Genomic DNA, 12994 nt, shown 5'->3' with positions numbered 1-12994 from the left:
CGAGGCATGCCGATCCCGACCCGGGCCTTCGCCCACGTCCGCCTGACCGTCACCGACATCGCCCGCTCGCGCGCGTTCTACGACGAGGTGTTCGGGCTGCCGGTCGCCTTCGAGGTCCCGGCCGACGCGGACGAGGCCACCCGGGAGCAGCTCGGCTTCCTCTACGGCGGCGTGATCTACGCGCTCGGTGACTCGCTCCTGGGCCTGCGCCCGGTCAGCGACGACCGCTTCAGCGAGGACCGGACCGGCCTCGACCACGTGTCCTTCGCCGTCGACTCGCGCTCGGACCTCGTGACCGCCGTCGACACCCTCGACGCCGCCGGGATCGTGCACGCGGGCATCAAGGACATCGGGGCCGGCCACATCCTGGAGTTCCGCGACCCCGACGGCATCGCGCTGGAGCTCTACGCCCCCGCGGCGGCCAGCGCGTCCTGACCTCGCGCCGGCCAGCGCGTCCCGACCGAGGGCGCCGCGCCCCGGCCGCGGCGGTGACAGGATGACCCGGTGAGCGACTCCCCCGGCGCGAGCACCGACCTCGACACGCCGCCACGACGGGCGCTGCCCCGACGGCGACGGCGGCCGTCCGCGCTCTCCGTCGTCGGCCTGGTGCTGCTGCTGGGCGGGCTCAGCTGCCTGGGCTGGGTCGGCTACCAGTACCTCGGCACGAACGTCGTCTCGGAGCGGGCCTTCGACTCCGGCCGGCAGGACCTGCGGCAGCAGTGGGAGCAGACCCCGCCGGCACCGGCCGACCCGTCGGCCAGCCCGCGGCCGGACGCGCTGCCCGGGGACGCCACGGCCCTGCTGCGGATCCCGGCCTTCGGCGCCGACTACGAGATCCCCGTGCTCGAGGGCACCGACCTCGACACCCTCGGCCGCGGTGTCGGGCACTACCCGGGCACGGCCGCGGCGGGGGAGATCGGCAACTACGCGCTGGCCGGGCACCGGGTGACCCACGGCCAGCCCTTCAGCCGGCTGCTGGAGCTCGAGCCCGGCGACGAGGTGGTGGTCGAGACCCGCACCGCCGTCTACACCTACGTGCTCGACGAGGCACCGCGGAGCCTCACCGTGGACGACACCGCGACCTGGGTGCTGGACCCCGTCCCGGGAGAGCCGGAGCGCGAGCCCACCCGGGCCCTGATCACGCTCACCACCTGCCAGGACCTGTTCCGCTCGGCGGACCGGAGCGTCGGGTTCGGGCACCTGCAGAGCACCCGCAACAAGCAGGGCTAGGGCCGCTCCGCGGTGCTCGGCTAGGCTCCCCGGTCATGCCGGAGAACCCCCTCGCCACCGACCGTGCCCGCCTCGTCGAGCAGGTCCGGGAGCTGGCCGTCGTGCACGGTGAGGTCACCCTGGCCTCCGGCCGCACCGCCGACTACTACGTCGACATGCGCCGCGTCACCCTCGACGGGACGACGGCGCCGCTGATCGGCCGCGTGATGCTCGACCTCGTCGCCGACTGGGACTTCGAGGCCGTCGGCGGGCTGACCCTGGGCGCCGACCCGGTGGCCGTCGCCATGCTGCACGCCACCGCGGCGACCGGCGGGGTGCTCGACGCCTTCGTCGTCCGCAAGCAGGGCAAGGCGCACGGCCTGCAGCGCCGGATCGAGGGCTCCCCGGTCGAGGGTCGGCGGGTGCTCGCCGTCGAGGACACCAGCACCACCGGCGGCTCCGTGCTCACCGCGGTCGAGGCGCTCCGCGAGGCGGGTGCGGACGTCGTCGGCGTCGCCGTCGTCGTCGACCGGGACACCGGCGCCCGCGAGGCGATCGAGGCCGTCGGCCTGCCGTACCGCGCCGCGCTCTCGGCCGCCGACCTCGGTCTGGCCTGACGCGGGAGCGGGTCCCCACGCCCCCCGGGTGCGGCCGCCCCGGCAACCCCGGGTGGACCGGCCCAGGCACTACTGTGAGCCGGGTCCGGCCGTCCCGGCCGCGGGCGTCGTGCCCGGTCCCGACCCCTGAGGAGGCCTGATGGGCACCGCCATCACCGTCATCATCGTCATCGTGGTGATCGTCGTCATCATCGCCCTGATCGCCATGGGGTCCTACAACGGCTTCGTGAAGTCGCGGAACCTCATCCAGGAGTCCTGGCGGCAGATCGACGTCGAGCTGAACCGCCGCTACGAGCTGATCCCCAACCTCGTCGAGACCGTCCGCGCCTACGCCGCGCACGAGCGCAACACCCTCGAGGACGTCACCCGCCTGCGCGGCCAGGCCCAGTCCATCGCGCAGGCCGACGGCTCGCTGCCCAGCCAGCAGCGCTCCGACGCCGAGCAGGCCCTGTCCGGCGCCGTCCGCAACCTGATCGTCAGCGTCGAGGCGTACCCCGACCTGAAGAGCAACCAGAACTTCCTCGAGCTGCAGCGCCAGCTGGCCGAGACCGAGGACCGGATCGCCGCCGGCCGCCGCTTCTACAACGCGAACGTGCGGGTCTACAACACCAAGGTCGAGTCGGTGCCGTCCAACGTCATCGCCGGGATGTTCAAGTTCGAGAAGGCCACCTACTTCGAGGTCGACGACCCGTCGGTCCGGCAGGCGCCCGGCGTCAGCTTCGGTGAGATCGCCTACCGCGGCGACGAGCCCGGCCAGGCGCAGGGCCAGCTGCCCCCGCAGCAGTCGGCGCCGCCGGTCTCCTTCGACCGCGACGACGCGCTGCCCGAGCCGCAGCAGCAGTACAGCCAGCCGCCGGCCTCCTACCAGCAGCCGCCGCAGGGCGGCTACACCCCGCCGCAGACCGGCGGCTACACCCCGCCGCAGCCGGGCGGCCAGCAGCAGCCGTAGGGCCGGTGGGTAGCGTGGCCGGGGGCCGGGACCGGTCCGCCGTCCACGTGAAGGGGAACCGCGCGCCATGCCCGCAGAGATGACCTACCGCCAGCTCGGCCACTCCGGTCTGACGGTCTCCACCGTCGGGATCGGCTGCAACAACTTCGGCGCCCGGATGGCCGACGAGGACGTGCCCGCCGTGGTGCACGCGGCCATCGACGCCGGGATCACGCTGTTCGACACCGCCGACGTCTACGGCAACCGCGGGGGCTCGGAGACGCTGCTCGGGCAGGCCCTGCAGGGCCGCCGCGAGGAGGTGGTGCTGGCGACCAAGTTCGGCGCCGACATGGGCGGCGCCAACGGACCCGACTGGGGCGTCCGGGGCTCGCGCCGCTACATCCGGCTGGCCGTCGAGAACAGCCTGCGCCGCCTGGGCACCGACTGGATCGACCTCTACCAGATGCACACGCCGGACCCCCGGACCCCGGTCGAGGAGACGCTGGCCGCGCTCAGCGAGCTGGTCGCGGAGGGCAAGGTCCGCTACATCGGCTCGTCGAACTTCGCCGGCTGGCAGGTCGTCGACGCGGACTGGACCGCGCACACCGGCAACCTCGAGGCCTTCGTGTCCGCCCAGAACGAGTACTCGTGGCTGAGCCGGGGGATCGAGACCGAGCTGGTGCCGGCCCTGCAGCACACCGGCCAGAGCCTGCTGCCCTACTTCCCGCTGGCCTCCGGGCTGCTCACGGGCAAGTACCGCCGCGGCCAGGACGCGCCGGCCGGGACGCGGCTCGCCGGTCTGCCGGACCGGCTCGCCGCTGCCGACTTCGACCTCATCGAGGCCCTCGGGCAGTTCGCCGACCAGCGCGGCGTCACCCTGCTGCAGGTCGCCCTGGGCGGCCTGGCGGCGATGCCGACGGTGGGCTCGGTGATCGCCGGCGCCACCTCCGTCGAGCAGGTGCTGGGCAACGTGGAGGCCGGCCTCTGGGAGCCGTCCGAGGACGACCTGGACGAGCTGCGGGACCTCACGGTCTAGCCCTGCTCACGCCCGCAGGGTGGGGCTCAGGCCGCCGTGGCCTTCGCGATCCGGTTCCGGCGGCGGGCGAGCAGGAACTCGATCGCCATGGGGATCAGGGACACGGCGACGATCAGGATGAGCACCGCGTCGATGTTGTTCTTGATGAAGCCGATGTTGCCCAGGTAGTAGCCGAGCATGGTGACGCCGACGGCCCACAGCACCCCGCCGATGGCGGTGTAGGTGATGAAGTGCCGGAAGCTCATCCGGCTCACCCCGGCGACCAGCGTCACGAAGGTGCGCACGATGGGCACGAAGCGCGCGAGGATCAGCGCGCGGCTGCCGTAGCGGTCCAGGAAGACGCGCGTCTTCTCCACGTAGGACGGCTTGAAGATCTGCCCCATCAGGCCGGTGCGCTCCCGGAAGAGCGGCGGGCCCACCAGCCGTCCCAGCCCGTAGCCGACGACGTTGCCCATCACGGCCGCCACCGTGAGGACGGCGCAGACGAACACGATCGAGTGGTCGATCGTGCCGCGCGCGGTCAGCAGCCCGACGGTGAAGAGCAGCGAGTCCCCGGGCAGGATGGCGAACAGCCCGCACTCGGCGAAGATGATGAAGGCCACGCCCCACAGCGCGTAGGGCCCCAGGGTGTCGATGATGACCTCGGGGTCGAACCAGGAGGGGAGCAGCATCGGCGTCAGGTGCACGGCGTCGACCAGGAGGTTCACCGGCGGAACGGTACCGTCGATCGCTGTGAGTTACCTGAACGAGGACGAGGTGGCGGCGACCGCCGGCCCCGGCGTCGGGCCGCACCCCCAGCCCTGGCCGGACGACCCGCGGCTGGACCCCGAGCTGCTCGCCGCCGGTGACCACCGCAACGTCGTGGACCGCTACCGCTACTGGCGGCTCGACGCCGTCGTCGCCGACCTCGACGGGCGACGGCACCCCTTGCGGGTCGCCATCCAGAACTGGGAGCACGACTTCAACATCGGCTCGATGGTCCGCACGGCCAACGCCTTCAACGTGGCCGGCGTGCACATCGTCGGCCGACGCCGCTGGAACCGCCGCGGCGCGATGGTCACCGACCGCTACCTGCACGTCGAGCACCACCCCGACGTCGCCGACCTCGTCGGCTGGCTGGACGCGCACGGCTACACCGCCGTCGGCGTCGACAACCTGCCCGGCGCGGTGCCGCTGGAGCAGACCGAGCTCCCGGAGCGGGCCTGCCTCGTCTTCGGCTCGGAGGGTCCGGGGCTGACGCCGGAGATGGTCGCGGCCTGCGACTCCCTGGTGGGGATCAGCCAGTACGGCTCGACGCGCTCGATCAACGCCGGCGCGGCCGCCGCCATCGCCATGTACACGTGGGCCCTGCGCTGGGCCGACCAGGGCTGACCGCCCGCTCCACGCTCCGTCAACTTGTGTTGACAGGCGCATCATCGTCAACTTAGGGTGACGACATGGCTTCCGCTTCCGACACCGTCGACGGCACCACCAGCCCCGACCCCGCCGTCGGCCTCCGCGCCGTCGCCGCCCTCCGCCGCCTCGTCGAGCAGCTCGAGGACCTCCAGGTGGCCAGCGCGCGCACCGCCGGGTGGTCCTGGGCCGACATCGCCGCCGCGCTCGGGGTGTCGAAGCAGGCCGTGCACAAGAAGCACGCCCCGCACACCTGACCGGATCGAGGACCCATGTTCGAACGCTTCACCACCGCCGCCCGCGCCGCCGTGATCGGCGCCCAGGCCCACGCCCGGCAGGCCGGGCACGCCGAGATCGGGGCCGCCGACCTGCTGGCCGGGGTGCTGGACGACGCCGACGGCATCCCCGCCCGCGTGCTGGCCGACCTCGGCGTGGTGCCCGGGGAGGGCGTCGCCGCGACGGAGGAGGTCTTCGACGCCGACGACGCCGCCGCCCTCGGCGCCCTGGGCGTCGACCTGGACGCCGTCCGTCGTCGGGCCGAGCAGACCTTCGGTCCCGGTGCGCTGGACCGGCGCCGCCGGCAGCGCCCCGGCCTGTTCGGCCGCCGCGGGGGCGCCGGGCACATCCCGTTCAACCGCGAGGCCAAGAGCTCCCTCGAGCTGTCGCTGCGGGAGGCCCTCGCCGAGGGTCACCGCCACCTCGGCACCGAGCACGTCTTCCTGGGCCTGCTCGCGACCGAGGAGGGGACCGCGCTGCGGGTGCTCCGCCGGCTCGGCGTCACCGAGGACCGCGCGGCCCTCAGGCGGCGCGTGCTGGCCCGGCTGGCCGACGCGGCCTGACGGGCAGCCGGCGGGGCGTCAGTCGGTCTGGGTGACCTTGCGCAGCCCGCGCGGGGCGTCCGGGTCCAGCCCCAGCCGGCGGGCCAGCCGCTCGGTGAGCAGCTGGGCCGGGATCGGCAGGGCCAGCGGCGCCAGCAGCTCCGGCAGGTCCGGTCCGGCGACGGCGAGGTCGCAGGCGGCGCGGAAGGCCTCGTCCCCGCCGAGGCCCAGGACCGGGCTGCCGGCCGCGCGCACCGTCGCGGCCAGGTCCACCAGTCCCGGCAGCGTCGGGCCGCTGGGCCCGGCGACCAGCACGGTCACCAGGTGCTGGTCGACGACGGCGATCGGGCCGTGCTTGAGGTCGGCGTACGACAGCCCGCGGACCGGCCGCAGGCAGGTCTCCTCCAGCTTCAACGCCACCTCCAAGGTGGTCCCGAAGGCGAGGCCGCGACCGCTGGCCAGCACCTCCTGGGTGCCCGCGAGGGTCTCCACCATGGCGTCGAGGGCCGGCCCGGGCTCCAGCATCGCCGCGGCCGCGGCCGGGACGGCGTCGAAGGCGGCGTCCAGCGAGCCACGCCGGGGGGCCAGGGCGTCGACGGCCACCGCGAGGGCGGCGACCTGCGTCGTGTAGGTCTTCGTGGCCGGCACCGCCAGCTCGGGCCCGGCCTGGGTGATGAGGGCGATGTCGGCCCCGGCGGCCAGCGGCGACCCGGCGACGTTCGTGACGGCCAGGGTCGCGGCGCCGCAGCGCTTCGCCCACTCCAGCGTCTCGACGATCTCCTGGGTGGAGCCCGACTGGCTCACGCAGACGGTGAGGGTGTCCGAGAGGTCCAGCTGGGCCGCGTACAGGGTGGCCACCGACGGCGCGGCCAGGGCCCCGGCCACCCCGGCGTGCACCTCGGCGAGGTAGCGCGCGTAGATGGCGGCGTTGTCGCTGGAGCCGCGGGCCACCAGCAGCAGCCGGCGCTTCGTCCGGGCCAGCGCGGCGATCTCCGGTCGCAGCGGCAGCAGCTCGGCCAGCGTCCGCGCGAGCGCCTCCGGCTGCTCGGCGATCTCGCGGGCCATCTGGCTGCCCGCCCCGCCGGTGGGGGAGGGGGCGCCGTCCGCGGCCTCGGTCCCGGGGTCGATCGGCACTCCGTCACTCCTCGTGCTGGTATGGGACTGGTCTACTATCGGCGCAGGAGCACCCGCGGCTAGGAGCAGCATTGCAGCACGAGTTCGGGCGCGGCGAGGTCGGGCCCTACCGGCTCGAACGGCCCCTCGTCGCCGCCACCACCAAGCGCGCCCAGGTCCGCGGCATCCTCGAGCAGCTGATCGACACCGAGCTCAACCCGGGCGACGCCATCCCCTCCGAGCGCGCGCTGGTCGTGCGGCTGGGGGTCAGCCGGGTCACCGTCCGGCAGGCGATCGCCGACCTCGTCGACACCGGCGCGCTGGAGCGGGTGCACGGCAAGGGCACCTACGTCACGGGCCCCCAGGTGGACTCGCGGCTGCACCTGACCTCGTTCTCGCGGGAGATGCGCGACCGGGGGCTGCTGCCGGCCACCGTCGTGCTCGCCGCCAGCGAGGAGGCCGCCGACGACGAGGTGGCCTACGCGCTGCGGATCCGGCCGGGCCGGCCCGTCGTCCGGGTCGAGCGGCTGCGCACCGCCGACGGCACCCCGATGGCCTACGAGGTCGGCCACTACCCGTCGGCCCTGTTCCCGGGCCTGCTGCAGCGCGAGCTCGGTTCGCTCTACGACGTCTTCGCCAGCGAGTACGGGGTCGTGGTGACCAGCGGCGAGCAGACCGTCCGCGCCGAGGCCGCGGACGCCTCGCAGGCGCGCATCCTCGGCATCGCCAAGCGGGCCCCCCTGCTGGTGCAGGAGCGCGTCACCTACGCCGGCGACCGGGTGATCGAGCTCTCCACCTCCTGGTACCGCGCCGACCGCTACCGCATCCACATGGCCATCACCCCGCGCGGGGCCCGGGAGAACTGACGTGACCGCCACCCACCACTCGGCCGCCCCGCGCCCCGACGGCCAGCACCCCGACGACCGGGACGGGGACGACCGGATCGACGAGCTGCTCGTCCCCTTCGACGACCGCCAGCTGCGGGAGCGGGCGCGCCGGCGCAAGCGCGGGATGTGGAGCCGCGTCGTCAGCCTGGGGATCACCGCCGCCATCTTGGCCCTGCTCTACTTCTTCGGCGGCGAGCAGCGCCAGGGATCGGGCTTCCTCCGCGTCTACGCCGTCATCCTGGGGATCTCGCTGGCCTGGCTCCTCGGCTACCTGGTGGCGTGGCTGCGGGCTCGCCGGGCGCTGGGACGGGTCGGCCACGGCACCGCCGTCCGGGTCGGCCGGCCCGGCATCCAGGTGGCCCGGACATTCACCCCGTGGGCCGACGTCACCGGCCTGGCCATGGTCCGCCACCGCGGACGGGGCGTCGCCTTCGAGGTCCGGCGGGCCTCCGGCCCGCCCGCCGCGGTGCCGCTGGACCAGTTCGACGTGCACCCCGCCACCCTGGACAGCACGGCCCGGGCCTACTCCGGCGGCCGGCACGGCGTCGACCTGAGCGCCCTCGACGTGTAGGGCGCGCGTCGCCCGTCGCCCGTCGCCCGTCGCCCGTCGCCGGGCCGTCCGACCGCACGCACGCACGAGGACAGGGGCCTGCGGCCGTCCGCCGCAGGCCTCCGCTTCCCTGCCCCGGTGCACCCCTGACAGACTGGGGCGGGCGGCCTCCGTGGACGCCCTCCCGACGTGCCGCGCGCTCGCGCCGGCCCGTACCGTACGAAAGGACGCACCTGCATGCCCATCGCCACTCCTGAGGTCTACGCCGAGATGATCGACGCGGCCAAGAAGGGCTCCTTCGCCTACCCGGCCATCAACGTCAGCTCGTCGCAGACCCTCAACGCGTGCCTGCAGGGCTTCGCGGAGGCCGGCTCCGACGGCATCATCCAGGTCTCGACCGGTGGCGCGGAGTACGCGTCCGGCCCGACGATCAAGAACCAGGTCACCGGCGCCGTCGCCCTCGCCGCCTACGCCCACGAGGTGGCCAAGAACTACCCGGTCAACATCGCGCTGCACACCGACCACTGCCCCAAGGACAAGCTGGACGGCTACGTCCGCCCGCTGATCGCCATCTCCCAGGAGCGCGTCGACCGCGGCGAGAACCCGCTCTTCCAGTCCCACATGTGGGACGGCTCGGCCGTGCCGGTCGAGGAGAACCTCTCCATCGCCCACGAGCTGCTGGAGAAGGCCGCCAAGGCCCGCATCATCCTCGAGATCGAGGTGGGCGTCGTCGGCGGCGAGGAGGACGGCGTCAGCCACGAGATCAACGACAAGCTGTACACGACCGTCGAGGACGGCATGCGGACGATCGAGGTGCTCGGCACCGGCGAGCACGGCCGCTACATCACCGCGCTGACCTTCGGCAACGTGCACGGCGTCTACAAGCCGGGCTCGGTGAAGCTGCGCCCGGAGGTCCTCAAGGACATCCAGGAGCAGGTCGGCGCCAAGATCGGCAAGGCGAACCCCTTCGACCTCGTCTTCCACGGCGGCTCCGGCTCCACGCTGGAGGAGATCCGGGCGGCGGTGGACTACGGCGTGATCAAGATGAACATCGACACCGACACGCAGTACGCGTTCACCCGGCCCGCCGCGGCCCACATGTTCCTCAACTACGACGGCGTCCTCAAGGTCGACGGCGAGGTGGGCAACAAGAAGGCCTACGACCCGCGCGCCTGGGGCAAGGCCGCCGAGGCCGGGATGGCGCAGCGCGTCATCACCGCCTGCGAGGACCTGCGCAGCACCGGCACCTCGCTGAGCTCCCAGGCCTGATCACCCGGCGCGCCCCCGCGGCGCGCGCACGCCTGCACGACCGACGGCGCCGGACAGCGGTCCGGCGCCGTCGCGGGTCCCGGCCCCGAGGCTGAGGGTCCTCGACGGTGGTGGGCCCCGCCCGGGCACGCACCTGGACCCTCCTGGCGCCGGGGAACTGCGGCCTCAGGGCACTACGCTCAGACGGTGAGCAGTACCACCGCCCTCTCCGGTCCGGTCCCCCTCAGCCGGGTGTGGGCCAAGGGCACCGTCGTCGCCGAGGACCTCACCGGCGAGGACCTCAGCGACGTGCTGCAGCTGCACACCGACGCCTCCGCCTGGTGGGTGCTGCCGCGCGACCCGGACTACGGCGCGGCCGAGCTGCGCGACGTCGCGCACGCCCTCGACCTGGACGACCTGGCCGTCCGCGACCTGCTGGCCACCGACCGGCGCGCCAAGTTCGAGGCGCTCGGCACGGCCCGGCTCGTGGTCACCAACCTGGTCACCCACGACCCGGTCGCCTGCGCCCTCACCGTGCACCCGATCTCGATCATCGCCACCGACCGGGTGCTGATCTGCCTGGTGGGCGACGTCGACGGCTTCCAGCCGGCCAGACTCCTGCTGCAGAAGGCGGAACTGCTCGCCGAGGGGGGCGTGGAGGTCGGCCTGCAGCTGTTGATCACCGCGGTGATCAACACCTACGAGAGCGCCGTGCAGTGGCTGGAGGACGCCGCCGACGCCCTCTCCGAGGTGCTCTTCGAGGAGCGCCCGCTGGACCGTTCCGAGCAGCTCGACGCGTTCCGGCTGCGTTCGGCGCTCAGCCAGCTGCGCCGGGTGACCGAGCCGATGCGCGCGGTGATGACGGACCTGCTCGACAACCCGCCGCCGGCGCCCAAGGGGACCAAGGGCGCCAAGAGCACCCGGGTCGTCCGCCGTTGGGGCATGATCGCCGAGCAGCACACGCGGGTCGCGGCCGCCGCGGACGCCCTGCGCGAGGTGATGGCGTCGGTCTTCGACACCAGCCTCGCCCTGGCCGACGTGCGGATGAACACGATCATGAAGAAGCTGACCGCCTGGGCGGGGATCATCGCCGTGCCGACCTTGATCACCGGGTTCGCGGGGATGAACGTCGCCTTCCCGCTCGACGGCACGGTGGCGGGGTTCTGGGTGGTGCTGGCGCTCATGGTGGTCGCCGCCGTCGTGCTCTACGCGGGCTTCCGCCGGCGCGACTGGATCTAGTGCCGGAGGCGCGCCCGGCCCGGGTCCGGCCGGGGCGGCTAGGTTGAGCCGATGACCGAGACCCACCGCAACCTGCTCGCCGGCTCCGGCGCCGGCCCCGCGCCGACCCTCCTGCCGGAGGACCCGGCCACGGCCGACCTCGCCGACCGGGGCCGCGAGCACTTCCTCGCGACCGTCGCCGCGCACCCCGACTCGACCCTGTGCTGGGCGCTGCTGGCCGAGGCCGCGCTGACGGTCGGCACGCTCGAGGCCGACCTGGGGGCCTACGCCTACGCCCGCACCGGCTACCACCGCGGCCTCGACGCGCTCCGCCGGGCCGGCTGGAAGGGCGCGGGTCCGGTGCCCTGGGAGCACGTGCCCAACCAGGGCTTCCTGCGGGCGCTCTGGGCGCTGGCGCTGGCCGCCGAGCGGATCGGCGAGACCCCCGAGCACGAGCGGTGCGCCCAGTTCCTGCGGGACTCCTCCGAGGCCGGGTTCAGCCACCTCGAGGCCGCGTCGGCCGGCCTGCGCCGCTGAGCCCTCCCGGTCGCGCCGGGGCGACAGCCGGGCCGGACTTCGGTAGGGTTTGGTCGCAAGAGTCCCCGCGGCGATCGCCCGGGGGCTTCACGCTTTTCGTCCCCGTGCGGGACGAGCGGAAAGGCGGCGATCACATGCCGGGCATCGTTGTGGTGGGAGCCCAGTGGGGCGACGAGGGCAAGGGCAAGGCGACGGACCAGCTGGGTGACCGGGTGGACTACTGCGTCCGGTACTCCGGGGGCAACAACGCCGGCCACACGCTGGTGGTGAACGGGGAGCGCTACGCGCTGCACCTGCTCCCCTCCGGCATCCTCAACCCGAAGTGCGTACCGGTCATCGGGAACGGCGTCGTCGTCGACCTCGACGTGCTGTTCGAGGAGATGGACGGCCTGGCCGCCCGCGGCGTCGACGCCGAGGGCGTCCTGGTGTCGGCCAACGCGCACCTGATCACCAGCTACCACCAGGTGATCGACAAGGTGACCGAGCGCTTCCTGGGCAAGAACAAGATCGGCACCACCGGCCGCGGCGTCGGCCCCGCCTACTCCGACAAGGTCAACCGGATCGGCATCCGGGTGCAGGACCTGCTCGACGACTCCATCCTGCGGCAGAAGGTCGAGGCGGCGCTCGAGCAGAAGAACCACCTGCTCGTGAAGGTCTACAACCGGCGCGCGCTGGACCCGGCCCAGGTCGCGGACCACCTGATGTCCCACGCCGCACGGATCACGCCGCACATCGTCGACACCTCCAAGGTGCTCAACGACGCGCTCGACCGCGACGAGGTCGTGCTGTTCGAGGGCGCCCAGGCGCACCACCTCGACGTCGACCACGGGACCTACCCCTACGTCACGTCCTCCAACCCGGTGGCCGCCGGAGCGTGCGTCGGCTCCGGCGTCGGTCCCACCCGGATCAACCGGGTGATCGGCATCGCCAAGGCCTACACCACCCGGGTGGGGGAGGGCCCGATGCCCACCGAGCTGCTCGACGCGGACGGGGAGAAGCTGCGGCAGGACGGTGCGGAGTTCGGCACCACCACCGGCCGGCCGCGGCGGTGCGGCTGGTTCGACGCCGTCGTCGTCCAGGCGGCCGCGCGGGCGAACGCCTTCACCGACATCTTCTTGACCAAGCTGGACATCCTCACCGGCTGGGAGCGCATCCCCGTCTGCGTCGGCTACGAGGTCAACGGCGTCCGGCACGACACGATGCCGATGTCGCAGTCGGACTTCCACCACGCCGTGCCCGTCTACGAGGAGCTGGACGGCTGGGACGAGGACATCAGCGGCTGCCGCTCCTTCGACGACCTGCCGAAGAACACCCAGGCCTACGTCAACCGGCTCGAGGAGCTGTGCGGTGCCCGGATCTCCGGCATCGGGGTCGGACCCTCGCGCGAGCAGTCCATCCTGGTCCACGATCTGCTGTGAGGTCCCGCCCCGCGCGGGGCACC

At 73.4% G+C, this 12994-nt stretch carries 16 protein-coding genes; 14 read left to right on the top strand and 2 right to left on the bottom strand.

Translation table 11 applies throughout. The features are described from left to right. Positions 1–6: 6 nt before the first annotated feature. The 5 genes from BLT72_RS19960 (at position 7) to BLT72_RS19940 (ending at position 3790) form a co-directional block, all read left to right on the top strand. Complete coding sequence (locus BLT72_RS19960; protein WP_091415294.1) at positions 7–435, top strand: VOC family protein; 429 nt, start codon at positions 7–9, stop codon at positions 433–435. Positions 436–504: 69 nt separating this feature from the next. Continuing rightward, positions 505–1230, top strand: a complete 726-nt coding sequence (locus BLT72_RS19955; protein WP_231930192.1) for a class E sortase — start codon at positions 505–507, stop codon at positions 1228–1230. Between the two features lie 35 nt (positions 1231–1265). Beyond that, complete coding sequence (gene pyrE, locus BLT72_RS19950; protein ID WP_091415291.1) at positions 1266–1826, top strand: orotate phosphoribosyltransferase; 561 nt, start codon at positions 1266–1268, stop codon at positions 1824–1826. 139 nt (positions 1827–1965) lie between these two features. Beyond that, entirely contained in the window at positions 1966–2775 is an 810-nt protein-coding gene (locus BLT72_RS19945; RefSeq protein WP_091415288.1) for a LemA family protein, read from the top strand. 67 nt (positions 2776–2842) lie between these two features. After that, positions 2843–3790 (top strand): aldo/keto reductase, encoded by a 948-nt coding sequence (locus tag BLT72_RS19940; protein WP_231930190.1) that lies wholly within the window; start codon positions 2843–2845, stop codon positions 3788–3790. Positions 3791–3816: 26 nt separating this feature from the next. Here BLT72_RS19940 and BLT72_RS19935 read toward each other — a convergent pair whose 3' ends face one another. Beyond that, complete coding sequence (locus BLT72_RS19935; RefSeq protein WP_091417969.1) at positions 3817–4461, bottom strand: DedA family protein; 645 nt, start codon at positions 4459–4461, stop codon at positions 3817–3819. Between the two features lie 70 nt (positions 4462–4531). Between BLT72_RS19935 and BLT72_RS19930 the strand changes: the two genes are divergently transcribed. The 3 genes from BLT72_RS19930 (at position 4532) to BLT72_RS19920 (ending at position 6021) form a co-directional block, all read left to right on the top strand. Beyond that, on the top strand, positions 4532–5161 hold the full coding sequence (locus BLT72_RS19930; protein WP_231930692.1) for a TrmH family RNA methyltransferase: 630 nt from the start codon (positions 4532–4534) through the stop codon (positions 5159–5161). Positions 5162–5226: 65 nt separating this feature from the next. Then, a complete protein-coding gene (locus tag BLT72_RS19925; protein WP_091415279.1) occupies positions 5227–5439 on the top strand; it encodes a helix-turn-helix domain-containing protein in 213 nt (70 codons plus the stop codon). A 15-nt stretch (positions 5440–5454) separates the two neighbouring features. Next, entirely contained in the window at positions 5455–6021 is a 567-nt protein-coding gene (locus BLT72_RS19920) for a Clp protease N-terminal domain-containing protein (protein ID WP_091415276.1), read from the top strand. 18 nt (positions 6022–6039) lie between these two features. On the opposite strand, the gene BLT72_RS19915 is transcribed toward BLT72_RS19920, so the two are convergent. Then, positions 6040–7134, bottom strand: coding sequence for an SIS domain-containing protein (locus tag BLT72_RS19915; protein WP_231930188.1), 1095 nt, complete (start codon positions 7132–7134; stop codon positions 6040–6042). Between the two features lie 71 nt (positions 7135–7205). Here BLT72_RS19915 and BLT72_RS19910 point away from each other — a divergent pair, with 71 nt between their 5' ends. From BLT72_RS19910 to BLT72_RS19885, 6 genes are all read left to right on the top strand, one after another. Next, the gene (locus BLT72_RS19910) at positions 7206–7979 is read left to right on the top strand and encodes a GntR family transcriptional regulator (RefSeq protein ID WP_091415274.1); all 774 of its coding nucleotides are present in this window, start codon (positions 7206–7208) and stop codon (positions 7977–7979) included. 1 nt (position 7980) lies between these two features. After that, on the top strand, positions 7981–8571 hold the full coding sequence (locus BLT72_RS19905; RefSeq protein WP_091415271.1) for a hypothetical protein: 591 nt from the start codon (positions 7981–7983) through the stop codon (positions 8569–8571). Positions 8572–8787: 216 nt separating this feature from the next. Continuing rightward, a complete protein-coding gene (gene fbaA, locus BLT72_RS19900) occupies positions 8788–9819 on the top strand; it encodes a class II fructose-bisphosphate aldolase (RefSeq protein ID WP_091415269.1) in 1032 nt (343 codons plus the stop codon). Positions 9820–10005: 186 nt separating this feature from the next. Then, complete coding sequence (locus BLT72_RS19895) at positions 10006–11037, top strand: magnesium transporter CorA family protein (RefSeq protein WP_091415267.1); 1032 nt, start codon at positions 10006–10008, stop codon at positions 11035–11037. Between the two features lie 51 nt (positions 11038–11088). Next, positions 11089–11553, top strand: a complete 465-nt coding sequence (locus BLT72_RS19890; RefSeq protein WP_091415264.1) for a DUF3151 domain-containing protein — start codon at positions 11089–11091, stop codon at positions 11551–11553. A 134-nt stretch (positions 11554–11687) separates the two neighbouring features. Further along, entirely contained in the window at positions 11688–12971 is a 1284-nt protein-coding gene (locus BLT72_RS19885; RefSeq protein ID WP_091415262.1) for an adenylosuccinate synthase, read from the top strand. Positions 12972–12994 lie beyond the last annotated feature (23 nt).

Source organism: Friedmanniella luteola (genome assembly GCF_900105065.1).
Lineage (GTDB): Bacteria > Actinomycetota > Actinomycetes > Propionibacteriales > Propionibacteriaceae > Microlunatus > Microlunatus luteolus.
This window is presented reverse-complemented; position numbering and strand designations above follow the sequence as displayed.